The organism is Pseudomonas sp., assembly GCF_050739775.1.
Taxonomy (GTDB): domain Bacteria; phylum Pseudomonadota; class Gammaproteobacteria; order Pseudomonadales; family Pseudomonadaceae; genus Aquipseudomonas.
The window spans coordinates 26742-45646 of the sequence record NZ_JBOICA010000010.1 but is presented as its reverse complement, the minus strand read 5'-3'; the positions used below and the strand labels follow the sequence as shown (position 1 = coordinate 45646).

Annotated in this window: 16 protein-coding genes; 13 read left to right on the top strand and 3 right to left on the bottom strand. The window is 61.4% G+C overall.

Features of this window, described 5'->3' with window-relative positions; genetic code table 11:
• Position 1: 1 nt before the first annotated feature.
• The gene (gene bioB / locus ACRESH_RS07470) at positions 2-1060 is read right to left on the bottom strand and encodes a biotin synthase BioB (protein WP_431741376.1); all 1059 of its coding nucleotides are present in this window, start codon (positions 1058-1060) and stop codon (positions 2-4) included.
• 89 nt (positions 1061-1149) lie between these two features.
• Here bioB and ACRESH_RS07465 point away from each other — a divergent pair, with 89 nt between their 5' ends.
• The 5 genes from ACRESH_RS07465 (at position 1150) to rarD (ending at position 6687) form a co-directional block, all read left to right on the top strand.
• Positions 1150-1887 (top strand): ComF family protein, encoded by a 738-nt coding sequence (locus tag ACRESH_RS07465; protein ID WP_431741375.1) that lies wholly within the window; start codon positions 1150-1152, stop codon positions 1885-1887.
• Positions 1888-1946: 59 nt separating this feature from the next.
• Complete coding sequence (locus tag ACRESH_RS07460; RefSeq protein WP_431741374.1) at positions 1947-2711, top strand: TOBE domain-containing protein; 765 nt, start codon at positions 1947-1949, stop codon at positions 2709-2711.
• Positions 2712-2775: 64 nt separating this feature from the next.
• Positions 2776-4677: a PhoX family protein gene (locus ACRESH_RS07455; protein ID WP_431741373.1), complete on the top strand. Its 1902-nt coding sequence runs from the start codon at positions 2776-2778 to the stop codon at positions 4675-4677.
• An 85-nt stretch (positions 4678-4762) separates the two neighbouring features.
• Positions 4763-5737: a serine/threonine protein kinase gene (locus ACRESH_RS07450; RefSeq protein ID WP_431741372.1), complete on the top strand. Its 975-nt coding sequence runs from the start codon at positions 4763-4765 to the stop codon at positions 5735-5737.
• 62 nt (positions 5738-5799) lie between these two features.
• Complete coding sequence (gene rarD, locus ACRESH_RS07445; protein ID WP_431741371.1) at positions 5800-6687, top strand: EamA family transporter RarD; 888 nt, start codon at positions 5800-5802, stop codon at positions 6685-6687.
• Positions 6688-6898: 211 nt separating this feature from the next.
• Here the strand turns inward: rarD and ACRESH_RS07440 are convergent, their stop codons facing one another.
• Positions 6899-7417 carry a glycine cleavage system protein R gene (locus ACRESH_RS07440; protein ID WP_431741370.1) on the bottom strand — a complete coding sequence of 173 codons (519 nt, stop codon included), beginning with the start codon at positions 7415-7417 and terminating at the stop codon, positions 6899-6901.
• Positions 7418-7850: 433 nt separating this feature from the next.
• On the opposite strand from ACRESH_RS07440, the gene ACRESH_RS07435 reads away from it, so the two are divergent.
• On the top strand, positions 7851-10028 hold the full coding sequence (locus ACRESH_RS07435; protein ID WP_431741369.1) for a malate synthase G: 2178 nt from the start codon (positions 7851-7853) through the stop codon (positions 10026-10028).
• Between the two features lie 55 nt (positions 10029-10083).
• On the opposite strand, the gene ACRESH_RS07430 is transcribed toward ACRESH_RS07435, so the two are convergent.
• Positions 10084-10527, bottom strand: coding sequence for a response regulator (locus tag ACRESH_RS07430; protein ID WP_431741368.1), 444 nt, complete (start codon positions 10525-10527; stop codon positions 10084-10086).
• Between the two features lie 234 nt (positions 10528-10761).
• On the opposite strand from ACRESH_RS07430, the gene ACRESH_RS07425 reads away from it, so the two are divergent.
• The 7 genes from ACRESH_RS07425 (at position 10762) to ACRESH_RS07395 (ending at position 18905) form a co-directional block, all read left to right on the top strand.
• On the top strand, positions 10762-12699 hold the full coding sequence (locus tag ACRESH_RS07425) for a DUF294 nucleotidyltransferase-like domain-containing protein (RefSeq protein ID WP_431741440.1): 1938 nt from the start codon (positions 10762-10764) through the stop codon (positions 12697-12699).
• Positions 12696-13400, top strand: a complete 705-nt coding sequence (locus ACRESH_RS07420; protein WP_431741367.1) for a 3'-5' exonuclease — start codon at positions 12696-12698, stop codon at positions 13398-13400. The genes ACRESH_RS07425 and ACRESH_RS07420 overlap by 4 nt, the downstream gene beginning before the upstream one ends.
• A gap of 95 nt (positions 13401-13495) precedes the next feature.
• Positions 13496-14014 carry an RNA polymerase sigma factor gene (locus ACRESH_RS07415; protein WP_431741366.1) on the top strand — a complete coding sequence of 173 codons (519 nt, stop codon included), beginning with the start codon at positions 13496-13498 and terminating at the stop codon, positions 14012-14014.
• Entirely contained in the window at positions 14011-14976 is a 966-nt protein-coding gene (locus tag ACRESH_RS07410) for a FecR domain-containing protein (protein WP_431741365.1), read from the top strand. The genes ACRESH_RS07415 and ACRESH_RS07410 overlap by 4 nt, the downstream gene beginning before the upstream one ends.
• A gap of 124 nt (positions 14977-15100) precedes the next feature.
• Complete coding sequence (locus ACRESH_RS07405; protein WP_431741364.1) at positions 15101-17524, top strand: TonB-dependent siderophore receptor; 2424 nt, start codon at positions 15101-15103, stop codon at positions 17522-17524.
• A gap of 68 nt (positions 17525-17592) precedes the next feature.
• Positions 17593-18726, top strand: coding sequence for a PepSY-associated TM helix domain-containing protein (locus ACRESH_RS07400; protein WP_431741363.1), 1134 nt, complete (start codon positions 17593-17595; stop codon positions 18724-18726).
• Positions 18723-18905 (top strand): hypothetical protein, encoded by a 183-nt coding sequence (locus ACRESH_RS07395; protein ID WP_431741362.1) that lies wholly within the window; start codon positions 18723-18725, stop codon positions 18903-18905. Before ACRESH_RS07400 ends, ACRESH_RS07395 begins: the two co-directional genes overlap by 4 nt.

Genomic DNA, 18905 nt, shown 5'->3' with positions numbered 1-18905 from the left:
CTCAGGCCGAGGCGGCGTTGTAGAACAGTTCGCTGCTCTTCTGTTCGATCAGCGCCTGTTCGATGGCCGCCTGGTGGACTTCGTCAGCATGCTCTTCACGGGCTTCAGGCTGGATGCCCAAGCGGGCGAACAGCTGCATGTCCTTGTCGGCCTGCGGGTTGGCGGTGGTCAGCAGTTTCTCGCCGTAGAAAATCGAGTTGGCGCCAGCAAAGAAGGCCAGGGCCTGCATCTGCTCGTTCATCGCCTCGCGTCCGGCCGACAGCCGCACATGGGATTTTGGCATCAGGATCCGCGCCACGGCGAGCATGCGGATAAAGTCGAACGGGTCGACCTCTTCGGCGTTTTCCAGCGGTGTACCGGCCACTTTCACCAGCATGTTGATCGGCACCGATTCCGGGTGCTCCGGCAGATTGGCCAGTTGGATCAACAAGCCGGCACGGTCGTCCAGCGACTCGCCCATGCCCAGGATCCCGCCCGAGCAGATCTTCATCCCAGCCTCACGCACGTAAGACAAAGTCTGCAGGCGCTCGCTGTAAGTACGGGTGGTGATGATGCTGGCGTAGAACTCCGGCGAGGTGTCGAGGTTGTGATTGTAGTAATCCAGCCCGGCCTCAGCCAACGCCTGGGTCTGCTCCTGGTCGAGCTTGCCCAGGGTCATGCAGGTTTCCAGGCCCATGGCCTTGACCCCTTTGACCATCTGCAGCACGTAAGGCATGTCTTTGGCCGATGGGTGTTTCCAGGCCGCGCCCATGCAGAACCGGGTAGAACCAATGGCCTTGGCCCGGGCCGCCTCTTCAAGGACCTTCTGCACTTCCATCAGCTTCTGTTTTTCCAGCCCGGTGTTGTAGTGACCGGACTGTGGACAATATTTGCAATCTTCCGGGCAGGCACCGGTCTTGATCGACAGCAGGGTCGAAACTTGCACACGGTTAGCGTCAAAGTGCGCGCGGTGCACGGTCTGCGCCTGGAACAGCAAGTCATTGAACGGCTGCTGGAACAGGGCCTTGACCTCGGCCAGGGACCAGTCGTGACGTGTTGTTGCAGTTGTGCTGGCGCTCATCGGCGGTTCCTTGTTTAGGCTTTGACTGGCGCCGGAACAGGAATGCCCGCCAGCGCACCACGGATAGCTCGCATAGTTAAGGAAGCCCGATGCGCTGTCAACTGCAAGCCAAAAGAGCGGTTTACAAGTGGTTAAATAATAACCACGAATGCCTACTGTGCAATGAAACAGCCGAACTGCCTTACCCGCTTTGCGTCGCCTGCGAAGCCGAACTGCCCTGGCTGGATGATGGCTGCCAGGTCTGCGCCCTACCCCTGCCGATGCACGGTTTGACGTGTGGTCAATGCCGCCGTCGCGCGCCAGCCTTCTACCGGGTAGAAGCGCCCTGGCACTACGGCTTTCCGCTGGATGCGCTGATCAGCCGGTTCAAGTACCACAGCCAGTGGCCGCTGGGACACTTGCTGGCACAGTTGCTCGGCCGCTGGCTGACTCATCGTTTTAACGAAGGCCTGCCACGTCCGGCGCTGCTCCTGCCCGTGCCCCTGAGCCGTCGGCGCTTGCGCCAGCGCGGCTACAATCAGGCAGCCATGCTGGCTCAGTGGCTGGCCGAACACACCGGCATCGCCTGCAACGACCGGGTACTCAAGCGCCTGATCGACACCCCAGCACAGCAAGGTCTCAAGGCGCGGGAACGCAAGCGCAATCTGCGCCAGGCTTTTGCCGTGGAAAACATCGACCTGTTGGAGGGCCGGCACCTGGCCCTCATTGACGATGTGCTGACCACCGGCGCCACCGCGCAAGCGCTGGCCAGCCTGCTGCTCAAGGCCGGTGCCCGACGGGTCGATGTTTATTGCCTGGCACGCACCGCCAAACCCGGCAGCACTTGACTTGCCGCCGGGGTGCGGGCACTTTCGTGGTTGATACTTCCCTCATGCCCGTGCCGCACATGTCCTTACCTGCCCTGCTCACCCAACATATTGTTCGTCGTCCACAGCGGATCGCCCTGCTGCAGCACATTGCCGAACAAGGTTCGATCACCCGTGCGGCCAAGAGTGCCGGCATGAGTTACAAGGCGGCTTGGGATGCCATTGACGAACTCAACAACCTGGCGGCCAGCCCGCTGGTGGAACGCAGTGTCGGTGGGCGCGGCGGCGGCGGAGCCAAGCTGTCGCAAGAGGGCCAACGGGTCCTGCGCCTGTACCATCGCCTGCAAGCCCTGCAGGCAGAGATTCTGGACGCCGCCGAAGATGCCAGTGATCTCGACCTGCTGGGTCGCCTGATGCTGCGCACCAGCGCCCGCAACCAACTGCACGGACAGGTCAGCGCTATCCAGGCCGAAGGGCATTACGACCGGATCAGCCTGGCCCTGGCCGGCGAGCTGAGCATCGATGCGCTGATCACCCGCGACAGCACCCAGCGCCTGGAACTGATCCCTGGTACCGCGGTAGTGGCCTTGATCAAGGCTGGCTGGTTGACCCTGCTCGGCCCACAGGACCTTCCACAGGAGGGCTATAACTGCCTGAAGGCTAAGGTCGAGGAATTGCTCGACGAGCTTCAGGGGCCCACTGAAGTCCGCCTGACATTGAGCAACGGGCAAACCCTGTGCACCTTCGCCGAACCTGCCTGGCTCAACGCCCAGGCAGTGGTCGCAGGTAGCGAGTTACGCGTTCAGTTTCAGCCGTCCTACGTACTTATCGGAACGCCCTTATAAAAATCGACACAAAACCGTCATAAGCCCTGACTAAGGTTACTGCCAAACCCGCAGGAAGCCTGTCATGAACCTATTAGAAGAACACCAGTCCACCGACCTCGAACAGCTGGTCAGCCTGAGCCGCCGCCGTTTCATCGGAGCGGGTGCCCTGTGTGGCGCCGCCCTGTTTCTGGGCGGCAATCTGCTCAGCCGCAGCGTAATGGCCGCCAGCGTCAGCGCTGCCAATAGCCACCTGCTCGGTTTTACCAGTATCCCCAGTGCAACCGCCGACAGCATCAGCCTGCCCCCCGGCTACAAGGCCTCGGTGCTGATCAGTTGGGGCCAGCCGCTGCACGCTGACGCCCCTTCCTTCGATGCATCCGGCCAGGGCACAGCCAAAGCCCAGGAACTGCAGTTTGGTGACAACAACGACGGCATGAGCCTGTTCCCCTTCCCCGACGATGACAATCGGGCGTTGATGGCCATCAACAACGAATACACCAACTACCGCTATCTGTTCGCCCACGGCGGGCAACCAACCTCCGCCGAAGACGTGCACAAGGCCCAGGCTGCCGAGGGCGTGTCGGTGATTGAGGTCAAGCGCAGCAATGGCCAGTGGCAGTTCGTCCAGGGCTCACCTTACAACCGGCGTATCCACGGCAACACGCCGATCCGCATCAGCGGCCCAGCGGCAGGCGATGCCTGGCTCAAGACCGCGGCAGACAACAGCGGTCGCAAGGTGCTCGGCACTTTCCAGAACTGCGCCAACGGCAAGACGCCCTGGGGCACCTACCTGACCTGTGAAGAGAACTTCACCGACTGCTTCGGCAGCAGCGATCCGGCCCAGGCATTTGACGCCGGCCAGAAGCGCTACGGGGCCTCGGTCAGCAGCAAGGAAATCGGCTGGCACCCACACGACCCGCGCTTCGACCTGGCGAAGAACCCCAATGAGCTGAACCGTCACGGCTGGGTGGTGGAGATCGACCCGTTCGCTCCGGATTCGACACCGGTCAAGCGCACCGCCCTGGGCCGTTTCAAGCACGAAAACGCGGCCCTCGGCGAAACCCGCGATGGCCGGGCGGTGGTCTACATGGGCGACGATGAGCGCGGTGAGTTCATCTACAAATTCATCAGCCGCGACCGCATCGACCACAAGAACCCCAGCGCCAACCGCAGCTTGCTCGATCACGGCACCCTGTATGTCGCGCGTTTTGACGATGGTGACCAGAACGCCGACCATCCGCGAGGCAAAGGCCAGTGGCTGGAACTGACCCATGGCAAGAACGGCCTGATTGCCGCCAACGGTTTTGCCAGCCAGGCCCAGGTACTTATTCATGCGCGCCTGGCCGCCAGCCAGCTCAAGGCCAGCCGCATGGACCGCCCGGAGTGGATCGTCGTCAGCCCCAAGGACGGCCAGGTCTATTGCACCTTGACCAACAACGTCAAGCGTGGCGAAGAAGGCCAACCAGCCGGCGGCCCCAACCCCCGCGAGAAAAATCTCTACGGACAGATCCTGCGCTGGCGCGAAACCGATGATGAGCACGGCGCCATGAGCTTCGACTGGGACCTGTTCGTGGTCGCCGGCAACCCTTCGGTACACCCGAACGATGCCAAGGGCGGCTCAAGCAACATTACCCCGCAGAATATGTTCAACAGCCCGGACGGCCTGGGCTTCGACGCCGATGGCCGACTGTGGATTCTCACCGATGGCGATTACAGCAATGCCGGTGACTTTGCCGGCATGGGCAACAACCAGATGCTCTGCGCAGATCCGGTCAGCGGTGAGATTCGCCGCTTCATGGTCGGGCCGGTGGCCTGCGAGGTGACCGGTATCGCTTTTGCGCCAGACCAACGCACCTTGTTCGTAGGAATTCAGCATCCGGGTGAAACAGGGGGCTCGACCTTTCCCGAGCACTTGCCCAATGGCAAGCCGCGCTCATCGGTAATGGCGATCAGCCGGGAGGATGGCGGGATCGTCGGAACCTAAGTTCGGCAGGGGGCCGCGCCAGCGGCCCCACTGTGGGGTACCATGCCAGCATGATGCGGCCACCTGCCGCACAGCAGGAGCAGACATGTCGCACCCCTTCGAAACCCTCACCCCCGACCTGGTCCTCGACGCCGTGGAGAGCATCGGCTTTCTCAGCGATGCCCGCGTTCTGGCACTCAACAGCTACGAGAACCGGGTCTACCAGGTAGGTATCGAAGAGTCTGAACCACTGATCGCCAAGTTCTATCGCCCGGACCGCTGGACCGATGCAGCGATTCTCGAGGAACACAGCTTCACCGCCGAACTGGCCGAATGTGAAGTCCCCGTGGTGGCGCCACTTATCCACAATGGCGCAACCCTGTTCGAACACCGCGGATTCCGCTTCACCCTGTTCCCCCGTCGTGGCGGCCGCGCCCCAGAGCCTGGCAACCTGGACCAGCTCTATCGCCTTGGCCAATTGCTCGGGCGCCTGCATGCGGTCGGTGCCACCCGCCCGTTCGAGCACCGGGAAGCGCTGGCAGTGGATAACTTCGGGCACGCCTCACTGGCCACCCTGCTCGAAGGCAACTTCGTGCCCAAAAGCCTGCTGCCGGCCTTCGAGTCAGTCGCCCGCGACCTGCTCAAGCGGGTCGAAGCCATCTATGCCAGCACTCCACACCAGACCATCCGCCTGCACGGTGACTGTCATCCCGGCAACATGATGTGCCGCGACGAGGTCTTCCACATCGTCGACCTCGACGATTGCCGTATGGGACCCGCCGTCCAGGACCTGTGGATGATGCTTGCCGGCGACCGTCATGAACGCCTGGGCCAATTGGCCGAACTGATGGATGGCTACAACGAGTTCCACGATTTCGACCCGCGCGAGCTGGCCCTGATCGAGCCCCTGCGCGCCCTGCGCTTGCTGCACTACAGCGCCTGGCTGGCACGGCGCTGGGACGATCCGGCGTTTCCGCGCAGCTTCCCCTGGTTCGGCCAGGAGCGTTACTGGGGCGACCAGATTCTCGCCTTGCGCGAACAGATGGCAGCACTGGATGAAGAACCGCTGAAATTGTTCTGAGGGCGCGCAAGTCTGTCTACAATAGCGGTGCTTTTAGATAGCTACCTAAGCAAGGAATTTGCATGCACGCTGCCAACCCGCGTCGCGGGTACATCCTGGGCCTGAGTGCCTACATCATCTGGGGTTTGTTCCCGCTCTACTTCAAAGCGCTGCAAAGCGTGCCAGCGGTGGAAATCATCGTCCACCGCGTGCTCTGGTCGGCGCTGTTCGGCTCACTGCTGTTGCTGGTCTGGAAGCATCCGGGTTGGTGGCGCGAGCTGCGCGAAAACCCCAAACGCCTGGCGATCCTGGCCCTCAGTGGCTCACTGATTGCCGGCAACTGGCTGACCTACGTCTGGTCGGTGAACAACGGACGCATGCTCGAAGCCAGTCTGGGTTACTACATCAACCCGCTGATCAACGTGCTGCTGGGCATGTTGCTGCTGGGTGAACGCCTGCGGCGCCTGCAATGGGTTGCCGTAGGCCTGGCTGCACTCGGTGTGGCCCAGCAGGTCTGGCAAGTCGGTAGCCTGCCATGGGTGTCGCTGGTTCTGGCGCTGAGCTTTGGCTTCTACGGCCTGATCCGCAAACAGGCACCGGTCGCGGCCTTACCCGGGCTGGTGGTGGAAACCTGGATGCTGGTACCGCTGGCCATCGGCTGGTTGCTGCTTAATCCATTGGCGACCAGTGCCAACCCCAGCTTCTACAGCAGCAGCGAGGCGCTCTGGCTGATTGCCGCAGGCCCGGTCACACTGGTTCCGCTGGTGTGCTTCAACGCTGCGGCCCGCCACCTGCCCTACACCACGCTGGGCTTCCTGCAGTACCTGGCGCCGACCCTGGTGCTGCTGCAAGCGGTGCTGCTGTTTGGTGAACACTTGTCGAGCAGCACACTGGTTGCCTTCATGTTCATCTGGGCCGGTCTTGCCCTCTACAGCGTCGATGCCTGGCTGAGCCTGCGCCGCCGCAGCTGATCAAAAAACGTACAAAACCATACAGGCCACGTGAATCGTGGCCTGCAGCAACATCTCCCAAGGTTATCCACACCCTCATCCCCGTGCTTTGTGCACAAGCCACTGATTATTGGTGGTTTTTTGCTCAACTGCAGCAAAGCCACGGCCCACCTGGGCTGGCGCAGGCTTCCCCCAGCTTATCCACAGGCCGGTCCCCGACAAACCGGGATAACTATTCTTCCGGCCGCAGCTTGAGTTCCACCATCAGGTCGTCCGCCAGTGCCTCAAGCTTGGCCTGCAGGACATCCAGGGAAAGCGTCAAGGGCATCGCCAGCAAAGCATCGGCGTGAAACAGCGGCTCACTGCTCATGGGGGCTGGGCGCACCTCGGTGGTCAGGCGCTCGACATTGACGCCCTGATCGGCCAACAAGCGGGTGATGTCACGCACGATGCCCGGGCGATCATTGCCCACCAGTTCCATAGCAATCGGCTTCCAGGTGCAGGACGGTTCGATGCCGCTCTCGGCAATCAGCACACGAATGTCATGTTTGCCCAAGGCTTGCAGGGCCTCGACCAGCTCATCATAGGACTCGGCCGGCACCGCCACCTTGAGGATTCCGGCAAACTGCCCGGCCATGCGCGACATGCGGCTCTCCAACCAGTTACCGTTATGCTCGGCAATGCATTCAGCAATACGTTCGACCTGACCGGCTTTGTCGGGAGCGATCACTGTTAGTACGAGATGATCCACGCGGCAACCCTCTGCTTTTAAAGGTTAGGCCCCTGAAATCAAAGGGCGCGGAGAAAGTATAGGCAAGGCGCGGCAACCTGCCGCAGCAGACTTTGAAGACTAATCGTGTACTGTTTCAAGATTTATCTGGAACAATCTGCCACTTTTTTGAGAACATACTGCCTCCCAGCGTGACCCTCTGCGACCAATTGGTCGCAGAACGACGTATTTAGTCTGATTTTCACAAGCGCAGCGCATCATGTAGTATTCCGCAGCGTGGACTACAAAACGTCGAATCGATGTCTGCCAAGGCGCCTGTGAAAATACGCAACCGCCCGCCAGCCTGTCTGGCTGGCCGCACCCAGCCGCCCATCGGGCATGTTCTGGTGCCGTGTTTAGAGAAGCGCGCAAGGCCTAAATAGAAGAGCAATAGCTGAGCAGAGTGAGGCAAGCAATGACTGAACACGTTCAAGTCGGTGGCCTTCAGGTCGCCAAAGTCCTGTTCGACTTCGTGAACAACGAAGCCATTCCCGGAACTGGCGTCAACGCCGAGCAGTTCTGGGTGGGAGCAGAAAAGATCATCAACGACCTCGCTCCAAAGAACAAAGCACTGCTGGCCAAACGTGACGCACTGCAGGCACAGATCGATGCCTGGCACCAGGCACGCAAAGGCCAGGCTCACGATGCCGTGGCTTACAAAACCTTCCTCCAGGACATCGGTTACCTGCTGCCAGAAGCTGCAGGCTTCCAGGCCTCGACCCAGAACGTCGACGACGAAATCGCTCGCATGGCCGGCCCGCAACTGGTGGTACCAGTGATGAATGCGCGCTTTGCCCTGAACGCCTCCAACGCGCGCTGGGGTTCGCTGTACGACGCCCTGTACGGCACCGACGCCATCAGCGAAGCCGGTGGTGCGGAAAAAGGCAAAGGCTACAACAAGGTGCGCGGCGACAAGGTCATTGCCTTCGCCCGCGCCTTCCTCGACGAGTCCGCGCCACTGGCGGCCGGCTCCCATGTCGACTCTACCGCTTACCGCATCGAAGCCGGCAAGCTGATCGTTGCCCTCAAGGGTGGCAGCAACAGCGGCCTGCGCGATGACGCACAGCTGATCGGCTACCTGGGCGACGCCTCGGCGCCGACCGCCATTCTGCTCAAGCACAACGGCCTGCATTTCGAAATCCAGATCGATGCCAGCACCCCGGTCGGCCGGACCGACGCTGCCGGGGTCAAGGACGTGCTGATGGAAGCCGCCCTGACCACCATCATGGACTGCGAAGACTCGGTTGCAGCGGTCGATGCCGATGACAAGGTGGTGATCTACCGCAACTGGCTCGGCCTGATGAAGGGCGATTTGTCGGAAAGCGTCAGCAAAGGCGGCCAGACCTTCACCCGGACCATGAACCCGGATCGTGAATACACCGCCCCGAACGGTGGCTCGGTGACCCTGCACGGTCGCTCCTTGCTGTTCGTGCGCAACGTCGGTCACCTGATGACCATCGACGCGATCCTCGACAAGGACGGCAACGAGGTGCCAGAGGGCATTCTCGACGGCCTGGTCACCAACCTTGCCGCGATTCACAACCTCAACGGCAACACCAGCCGCAAGAACAGCCGCAGCGGCTCGGTGTACATCGTCAAACCGAAGATGCACGGCCCTGAAGAAGCCGCATTCACCAACGAGCTGTTCGGCCGCATCGAAGACGTGCTGGGCATGAAACGTAATACGCTGAAGGTCGGCATCATGGACGAGGAGCGCCGTACCACGGTCAACCTCAAGGCCTGTATCAAAGCTGCCAGCGAGCGCGTGGTGTTCATCAACACCGGCTTCCTCGACCGTACCGGCGACGAAATCCACACCTCCATGGAAGCCGGCGCCGTGGTGCGCAAGGGCGCCATGAAAACCCAAAAGTGGATCGGCGCCTACGAGAACGCCAACGTCGATATCGGCCTGGCCACCGGTCTGCAAGGCCGTGCCCAGATCGGTAAAGGCATGTGGGCCATGCCGGACCTGATGGCCGACATGCTCGAGCAGAAGATCGCTCACCCGCTGGCCGGCGCCAACACCGCCTGGGTACCGTCGCCGACCGCAGCGGCGCTGCATGCGCTGCACTACCACAAGGTCGATGTATTTGCCCGTCAGGCGGAACTGGCCAAGCGGGCGCCGGCGTCGGTAGATGACATCCTGACCATTCCGTTGGCGCCTGACACCAACTGGTCGGACGAAGAGATCCGCAACGAGCTGGACAACAACGCCCAGGGCATCCTCGGCTACGTTGTGCGCTGGATTGACCAGGGCGTGGGTTGTTCGAAAGTACCGGACATCAATGATGTCGGCCTGATGGAAGACCGCGCCACCCTGCGGATTTCCGCCCAGTTGCTGGCCAACTGGCTGCGTCACGGCATCGTCAGCGAGGCACAGGTGCTGGAAAGCCTCAAGCGCATGGCGCCGGTGGTGGACAAGCAGAACGCCAACGACCCGCTGTACCGCCCACTGGCACCGGACTTCGACAACAACATCGCCTTCCAGGCGGCGGTCGAGCTGGTGGTCGAAGGCACCAAGCAGCCGAACGGCTACACCGAGCCGGTGCTGCATCGTCGTCGTCGTGAGTTCAAGGCCAGGAACGGTCTGTAATCAGCCCATCGCGGGCAAGCCCGCTCCCATTGTGGGAGCGGGCTTGCGATCAGGTTCACACTATCCCCAATTCCCTGCGCACCAACGCCATCAACTTGTCCAGATCGATCGGCTTGAGCAAAAAGTCGACGACACTCAAATGCATCGCCGCAATGGCATCAGCCACGTCGGCATCACCGGACACGATGATGATCGGCAACGCCGCTTTGTCCGATTCGCGAATCTGCCGGATCAGCTCCAGGCCATCAAACGGCTCCATACGCAAGTCAGTAATCAACAGGCCGATACTCTGCTCGCCTTTCAGGCAAGCCAGCGCCTGCTCGGCATTTTCCGCTGTCACGCACTTGATATGCTTGGCTTTCAGGTAACTGGCCAACGCATCACGAGCCGCCTGATTATCATCGACGATCAATACCTTCTGTGGCGCAGCCCGCGGCGCCGTTACTGCTGCCAGCGCTTCACGCTCTGCATCACTCAGTATGTCGTCTTGGTCAGACATGGCTGTCTCATCATCAACTACCCGCAAAATGCCCCTCGAATCAAGTTCAGACCGCTTTTGACCGCCTTGCAACCCGCCTTCCGTCGGCAATTTGACACCCGTCGTGTTTCTCACCCTGTCCGTCGCACCCTTTAGACTTACGTCCAATGGGCACTGGGCACCCTGCGGCCGACCATGGGGGTCGAAAACAACAGGGTCGACGACACAGGTCGACACAAAGACGCGGTAATGCTCATGAGCAAAATGGACGCCTTCACCCAGGCCGGAAAAACTGCAGTACTGCAGAATATCCAAGGGACCCTGCAGTTTCTGCAACGTTTCCCCCCCTTTAACCAGATGGAGAACGCCCACTTGGCGTTTCTCGTCGAACAGTGCCAGCTGCGCTTCTATGCGGCCAATGACAGCATCATCAAGCCCAGCGACGGGCCGGTCGAGCACTTCTATGTCGTCAAGCAAGGCCGGGTGGTCGGCGAACGTCAGCACGTGACCCGCCCCGGCACAGAAACCACTTTCGAGATCACCACCGGCGAGTGCTTTCCCCTGGCCGCCCTGCTCGGCGAACGCGCCACGCGCACCGAACACCTGGCGGGCGAAGACACCTTCTGCCTGCAGTTGAACAAGGCGGCCTTCATTCGCCTGTTCGCCCTCTCCGAGGTCTTTCGCGACTTCGCCCTGCGCGGTGTCAGCAGCCTGCTCGACCAGGTCAATCAACAGGTCCAGCGGCGTGCGGTGGAAACCCTCGGCACTCAGTACTCGCTCAACACCCGCCTGGGTGAACTGGCCATGCGTCACCCGGTCGCCTGCGAACCGTACACACCCCTGCGCGAGGCCGTGGCCCTGATGCACGAGCAGCAGGTCGGCAGCATCGTGATCGTCGACGAGCAACGCTTTCCCATCGGCATTTTCACCCTGCGCGACCTGCGCCAGGTGGTTGCCCATGCCAACGCCGATTTTGCCCAGCCGGTCGCCGGCCATATGACCCTCGATCCTTTCTACCTGAGCCCCCGGGCCAGCGCTTTCGACGCGGCCATTGCCATGACCGAACGACACATCGCCCATGTCTGCCTGGTCGAGGACAAGCGCCTGTGCGGCGTGGTCTCCGAGCGCGACCTGTTCTCCTTGCAACGTGTCGATCTGGTTCACCTGGCCCGGACCATCCGCCATGCCACACGGATCGAAAGCCTGGTATCGCTGCGTGGCGAAATCGGCCAACTGGTCGAGCGAATGCTGGCCCACGGTGCGTCCTCAACGCAGATCACCCAGATCATCACCCTGCTCAACGACCACACCGTGTGCCGGGTAATCGAACTGGCGATCCAGGAAAAGGGCGACCCCGGCGTGCCTTTCAGCTGGCTGTGCTTTGGCAGTGAAGGCCGGCGCGAACAGACCCTGCATACCGACCAGGACAACGGCATTCTGTTTGAGGCCCGCGATGCCGCCCACGCCGCCGAGATCCGCGGCCGCCTGCTGCCGCTGGCCCAGTACATCAACCTGGGCCTGGCTCAATGCGGCTTTACCCTGTGCAAGGGCAACATCATGGCCGGCAACCCCGAGCTGTGCCTGTCCCGTGCCGAATGGGCGCGGCGCTTCGCCGCCTTCATTCGCGAGGCCACCCCGGAGAACCTGCTGGCCTCAAGCATCTATTTTGACCTGCGGGTGGTCTGGGGCAATGACAACGCTTGCGAACAGCTGCGCCAGAGCATTCTTGAGCAGATAGCCGATAACCGCCTGTTTCAACGCATGATGGCCGACAACGCCTTGCGCCAGCGGCCACCGGTAGGTCGCTTGCGTGAATTCGTGCTGACCCGCCAGGGCAGTGACAAGGCCGCCACGCTGGATCTCAAGGTCCAGGGACTAACGCCGTTCGTCGACGGCGCCCGCCTGCTGGCCCTGGCCAACGGCATCAGCGCCAACAACACCCTGGAACGCCTGCGCGAGCTGGTGACCCGGGAAGTGATCGAACCGCTCGATGGCGCCGCCTATGAGGAGGCCTATCACTTCATTCAGCAAACCCGCATGCAGCAACACCAGCTACAGAGCCGGCAGAACCTGCCCTATTCCAACCGCGTCGATCCGGACAGCCTCAACCACCTGGACAGACGCATCCTGCGCGAGTCCCTGCGCCAGGCCCAACGCCTGCAGAGTAGCCTGGCCCTGAGGTATCAGCTGTGAGTCTGTTCGCCTGGCTACGACCTCGACAGATCGACGACCACCTACGCCAAAGGGTAGCTCAGCTGGCACCAGCGCCCGCGCTCAGCGAAGACTCGCTGCGCAGCCAGCGCTGGGTGGTACTGGACCTGGAAACCAGCGGCCTGAATACCCAACGCGACCTGGTCCTGTCGATTGGCGCAGTGGTCATCGAAGACGGTGCGATCGACTTCAGCCAGCAGTTCGAGCGCACCCTGTACCAACGCGATCACAAGCTGACCTCCAGCGTGCTGATCCATGGCCTGGGGCCCAGCGCCATCGCCGCTGGCTGCGATCCGGCGCAGGCGCTGCTCGAGCTGATGACCTTCATCGGCGACAGCCCGGTATTGGCCTTCCACGCCCCCTTCGACCAGCGCATGCTCGCCCGGGCCCTGAAAGACCACTTGGGCTATCGCCTGCAGCACCCGTTCTTCGATGTGGCCGAGCTCGCACCGCTGTTGAACCCGCAGATCACCCTGCGCGAAGCTGGGCTGGACGACTGGACGGCCTGTTTCGGCCTGGAGGCCATCGAACGGCACAATGCCAGTGCCGATGCCATGGTCACCGCCGAACTGGCGCTGATCCTGTTCAGTCAGGCCCGGCGCCAGCACCTGGATAGCCCGGCACAGCTCGACCAGCACCTACAGCGCTGGCGTCGTCGGCGGCAACAGAGTCACGGTTTCTAGCGTCATCCGATGAGCACCAATTGCGTTTCACAAGAAGATTCTGCAACAATCGCGAATAATTCTCGTTAGTTAACGCATCTATTTCGGGGAACGCCTTGTCGTCCGCACAGAGCCCACACAGTGAGCTGGTCGCTACGCTCTACCGCGACCATCGCAGTTGGCTACTCGGCTGGCTACGGCGTAATATTGCCTGCGCCGAGCGTGCCGAGGACCTGAGCCAGGACACCTTTGTGCGCCTGCTCGGCCGCGACCTGTTGCCCGCACCGCGTGAACCCCGAGCCTTTCTCCTGGCCATCGCCAAGGGCCTGTTGTTCGATCACTTTCGCCGCGCGGCACTGGAGCAGGCCTATTTGGCCGAGCTGATGCTGGTCCCCGAAGCCGAACAACCTTCCCCGGAAGCCCAACACCTGATTCTCGAAGACCTCAAGGCCATCGACCGCCTGCTGGGCAAGCTGTCGAGCAAAGCCCGCGCGGCTTTTCTCTACAACCGTCTGGACGGCCTGAACCATGCGCAAATTGCCGAACGCCTGGGCGTTTCCGTCTCCCGGGTGCGCCAGTACCTGGCCCAGGGCATGCGCCAGTGCTACATCGCCCTGTACGGCGAACCGACATGAACAGCAAACCGGTCAGCGCTAGCGTTCTTGACGCCGCGATTGCCTGGCAGCTATGCCTGGACTCAGGCAGCGGCAACGCCAACGAGCGCGCCGAATTCGCCCGCTGGCATGGCGCCAATGAGGAGCACGCGCGGGCCTGGATGCAACTGGGCATGCTCGACCAGCGCTTCAGCGCAGCAGCTGGACCTGCGCGCCAGGCCTTGCTGCAATCGCGCGCCGTCCTGCGCCAGCGCGTACGCAAGCTAGGCAGTGGCTTAGCCAGTCTGATGCTGGTGGTTGGCTTGCTGAGCTGGGCCAGCGCCTATCAGTCATTGGGCTATTGGCTGGCCGATCAACGCACAGCCACCGGCGAGCAACGCAGCCTGCGCCTGACCGACGGTACCCTGATCAGCCTCAATACCCATTCGGCGGTGGACATCCGCTTCGATGAAAAAGAGCGCCTGATCGTCCTGCACGAGGGTGAAGTCTCCATCGAGACCGGACACAAGGATGATCGTCCCTTCATCGTCGCCACCGAAGACGGGCGCATGCGCGCGCTGGGCACCCGCTTCCTGGTCAAAGTGGAGGATCAGGGTACCCGTCTGAGCGTATTGCAATCGGCCGTGGCGGCCAGGCCGCAAGACAGTGGCGACGAACAGATTCTTCATGAGGGCCAACAGGTGCTGATGAGTCATGACCGACTCGGCCAGATCGCCGGCCTGAACGTCGGAGCCGACGCCTGGACCCGCGGCATGCTGGTGGTCGACAACGTGCGCCTTGGCGACCTGATCGACGAGCTTGGCCGTTACCGCAGTGGCTACCTGAGTGTTGCGCCGGAGGTGGCCAACCTGCGCATTACCGGCAGCTTCCCGCTGAACGACACCGACCTGGCCCTGACCGCGTTGCTGCCGACGTTGCCGGTGCAAATCGAGCAGCACACCCCCTGGTGGGTGACGGTGGTGGCCAAACGCGATACGCCTTGAGGCCCCCGCCGCCAGCACTCCCCTCTGAAATATAAATCTAAATTATTTTCACTACCCACTATCACTTTTCCCCTCTCACTCGGCAAGGAAGCTAGTTAGCACTTATTCGTCGAGGAGCCGCTGCATGTCCCGCGTTTTTGAAACCTTCCTGCGCCCCAGTCTGCTGGCCATGGCCATTGCCCTGTCCGCGCCGCTGGCGAGCAGCCCAGTGGTTGCCGCCGAGCAATCCAGCCTGCGCAGTTACAACCTGCCCGCGGCACCGCTGTCGAGCATCCTGAACCAGATCGCAAGTCAGGCCGGTATCGCCCTGAGCCTGGATCCGAGCCTGGCCAGCGGCCGCTCCTCGGCAGCGGTCAACGGCCAGTACAGCGGCGTCGGCGCCCTGCAGGCGGCATTGCGTGGCACTGGCCTGCAGCTGCAACAAAGCAGCGCCGGCACCTACAGCCTGGTCGCGACCCCTGAAGGTGCCATGGCCTTGCCGGAAACCAGCATCAATGCCACGGGTGATTTTGAAAGCGCCTGGGGGCCGGTGGACGGTTACGTCGCCACTCGCACAGCGGCGGGTACCAAAACGGATACAGCGCTGGTCGAAGCCCCCCGTTCCATTTCGGTTGCCACCCGAGAGCAAATGAACGACCGCGGGGTAAAAAACCTCGATGATGCCGTTCGCTACATGCCGGGCGCTGTCGCCAGCAGCTACGGCAGCGATACTCGCGCTGACTGGCTGCGTGTACGCGGCTTCGAGCCGACCCAGTTCCTTGATGGCCTGCCGCTGCCAAAAGGTGTGTATGCCAACCCGAAACAGGAAACCTGGAACCTTGACCGCCTCGCCCTGCTACGCGGCCCGGCATCGTCGGTTTACGGCCAGACTCCGCCAGGTGGTTTGCTGGACATGGTCAGCCGCCGCCCCAGCGAGGAGTCGAGCCACGAAGTCGAAGTGCAATACGGCAGTGACAACCATCGTCAGATCAACTTCGCCAGCACCGGCAAGATCGACGACGAAGGCCAATTTCTCTACGGCATCAGCGGTGTGGTACGCGACAGCGGCACGCAAATCGACCATGTAGACAACAAGCGCTACAACATCGCGCCCAGCCTGACCTGGAATATCGACACCGATACCAAGCTGACCCTGCTCTCGCAGTTCACACGCGACGATACCGGTATTACCAGTCAGTTCTATCCGATCCAAGGCACCAAGATCGACTCACCATTCGGTGATATTTCCCATCACAAGAATCTGGGCGATCCCGACTGGGAATACTACGACCGCACTTACTATGCCCTGGGCTATGCCTTTGAACATCGTTTCAACGATGTCTGGCAGTTCCGTCAGAACCTGCGTTATACCAAATCGGAACTGTCATTCCAGGCCATCACTGTCGGCTCTTACCCTTACAGCCTGGTTGATGACCAGGGCAACATTGCCCGTTCTACCACCAGCACTGACGAAGCTATCAGTCAGCTGGCAGTAGACAACAACCTGCAGGCTAACTTCGCTACCGGCGATGTTACCCATACGCTGTTAATCGGTCTTGACCACCAGCGCTCCGATACTACCTTCACATCGATTTTTGGCCTGGCCCCGCCTACCAATGTCAATAATCCGATCTATGGCCAGCCGATTGTCCGTCCGCCACGCTCCAGTGCCTTCTACGACTACAACCAAAAAACCGTCCAGACCGGTCTGTATGTCCAGGATCAGATGGCACTCGATCAATGGCGCCTGACCCTCGGCGGTCGTGAGGACTGGGTCCACACGGGCACCACTTATTACAACCAGAACGATGCGACCAACACCGACCGCAACAGGAACTTCAGCGGTAATGCGGCGATCAGTTATGTATTCGACTCAGGCTTCGTACCCTACCTCTCTTATGCGGAGTCCTTCCAGACCGAGAGCAATGCCAGCACGTCGCCAACCCAGTCGTTCAAGCCAACCGAAGGCATGCAATGGGAACTAGGTATCAAGTATCAACCTCCCGGCTCCAAAACACTGCTGAGTGCGGCGATCTATGACCTGACGCAGAAAAATGTCTCGGTCACGACAACTGTCGCCAACGTTCCTATCAGCAGCCAGACCGGCGAAGTAAAGGTAAAAGGACTGGAACTGGAAGCGGTGTCTGACGTAACCGAAAACCTCAAGGTTATCGCCGCTTACACCCTGGCCAAGTCAGAAGGGCAAAAAGGTGATTACAAAGGCAATCGTCTGCAACTGATGCCAAACCAGCAGGCTTCGTTGTGGACCGACTACACCTGGCACAGTGGCCTACTGGACGGCTTCGGCATCGGTGCCGGTGCACGCTACACCGGTAATACCTATGGCGACCGGGGTAATACCTGGCTGGGCAAGGCCGATGCGGTCACGGTATTTGACGCCTCGGTACACTATGATCTGGGCCGCCTGGATAACAGCCTCAAAGGTGCGTCCCTCAAAGTGAACGCCACCAACCTGTTCGACAAGGACTACATCTCCACCTGTGACAGCTTCTATTGCTACTACGGCGATCAACGCAGCGTTGTCGCCAGTGCCACTTACCAGTGGTAAGCGACTGAGTTGGCAGCATCGCGAGCCGCCCCACACCGGGCGGCTTTGGCTTGTCTGAAGGCAATGAAATGAAAAGCAAAACCATCCGCCGCTGGTCCTTCATCCACACCTGGACCAGCTTGATCTGCACCCTGTTCCTGCTGATGCTGGCAGTGACCGGTTTGCCACTGATCTTTCATCACGAGATCGACCACTTGCTGGGCGATGCTCCGGAACTGAAGGAGATGCCGGCCAACACTCCGAAGCTCGACCTGCAACAGCTGGTGCTCAAAGCCCAGGCCCACCGCCCGGGCGAGGTCATGCAGTACTTCGGCTGGGACGAGGACGACAGTAATGGCGTGATCGCGATCATGGCGGCCACTGCGGGCACCGAGCCGAACTCGTCGCACACCTTCATGCTCGATGGCCGCACCGGCGAGGTGGTGGAAATGCCATCGGCCAATGGCGGTTTCATGCTGACCATGCTGCACCTGCACGTGGACATGTTTGCCGGCCTGCCCGGCAAGCTGCTGCTGGCATTCATGGGCTTGCTGTTCGTGGTGGCAATCATTTCCGGCGTGGTGCTCTATGCACCCTTCATGCGCCGCCTGAAGTTCGCCACGGTGCGCCATGAAAAGTCGCGGCGTTTACGTTGGCTCGACCTGCACAACCTGATCGGCATCGTCACCCTGACCTGGGCCCTGGTGGTTGGCGTGACCGGGGTGATCAGCGCCCTGTCCGACCTGGTCATCGCGGCGTGGCGCAACGACAGCCTGAGCGCAATGGTGGCGCCTTACCGTGATGCCCCAGCATTGGCCGAACTGGCGCCCGTCAGCCGGGTGCTGGATATCGCTGCCGAGGCCGCGCCGGGGATGGTGCCGGATTTCATTGCGTTCCCGGGCACGCGCTTTTCCAGTGAGCATCATTACGCGGTGTTCATGAAAGGCGGCACCCACCTGACTGCACACCTGCTGACACCGGTACTGATCGATGCGACGACACTGGCGGTGACCGCTGTCGGAGAACGGCCCTGGTACATGGACGCGATGGGACTGTCACAGCCGCTGCACTTCGGTGACTACGGTGGCCGGCCGATGCAGATTCTCTGGGCCGTGTTGGACGTCCTGACGATCATCGTCCTTGGCAGTGGCGTGTACCTGTGGGTCGTGCGCCGCCGGGCCACGGCCACGCTACCAGCCGCCCAGGCGCAGGTGGCAGGATGAAGCGCAAGACATCAAGCTTGTGGGCGGTGTTCGGCATGCCTGCATTGATCGCCCTACTCGGCGCAACGGGCCTGTTTGCAGCATTGCTGGGGGATGGTTGGTGGGATGCGCTGGCCTGGGCAGGCCTGGGCCTGCCGGCGTGGTACAGCCTGCGGGGCTTTTGGCCAGCCCCGCGATGA

Excerpts from the sequence above, each read along its gene's own strand:
- bioB (WP_431741376.1), bottom strand. The coding sequence starts at position 1,060 with ATGAGCGCCAGCACAACTGCAACAACACGTCACGACTGGTCCCTGGCC.
- ACRESH_RS07465 (WP_431741375.1), top strand. The coding sequence starts at position 1,150 with ATGCGCTGTCAACTGCAAGCCAAAAGAGCGGTTTACAAGTGGTTAAAT.
- ACRESH_RS07460 (WP_431741374.1), top strand. The coding sequence starts at position 1,947 with ATGTCCTTACCTGCCCTGCTCACCCAACATATTGTTCGTCGTCCACAG.
- ACRESH_RS07455 (WP_431741373.1), top strand. The coding sequence starts at position 2,776 with ATGAACCTATTAGAAGAACACCAGTCCACCGACCTCGAACAGCTGGTC.
- ACRESH_RS07450 (WP_431741372.1), top strand. The coding sequence starts at position 4,763 with ATGTCGCACCCCTTCGAAACCCTCACCCCCGACCTGGTCCTCGACGCC.
- rarD (WP_431741371.1), top strand. The coding sequence starts at position 5,800 with ATGCACGCTGCCAACCCGCGTCGCGGGTACATCCTGGGCCTGAGTGCC.
- ACRESH_RS07435 (WP_431741369.1), top strand. The coding sequence starts at position 7,851 with ATGACTGAACACGTTCAAGTCGGTGGCCTTCAGGTCGCCAAAGTCCTG.
- ACRESH_RS07430 (WP_431741368.1), bottom strand. The coding sequence starts at position 10,527 with ATGTCTGACCAAGACGACATACTGAGTGATGCAGAGCGTGAAGCGCTG.
- ACRESH_RS07425 (WP_431741440.1), top strand. The coding sequence starts at position 10,762 with ATGAGCAAAATGGACGCCTTCACCCAGGCCGGAAAAACTGCAGTACTG.
- ACRESH_RS07410 (WP_431741365.1), top strand. The coding sequence starts at position 14,011 with ATGAACAGCAAACCGGTCAGCGCTAGCGTTCTTGACGCCGCGATTGCC.
- ACRESH_RS07405 (WP_431741364.1), top strand. The coding sequence starts at position 15,101 with ATGTCCCGCGTTTTTGAAACCTTCCTGCGCCCCAGTCTGCTGGCCATG.
- ACRESH_RS07400 (WP_431741363.1), top strand. The coding sequence starts at position 17,593 with ATGAAAAGCAAAACCATCCGCCGCTGGTCCTTCATCCACACCTGGACC.
- ACRESH_RS07395 (WP_431741362.1), top strand. The coding sequence starts at position 18,723 with ATGAAGCGCAAGACATCAAGCTTGTGGGCGGTGTTCGGCATGCCTGCA.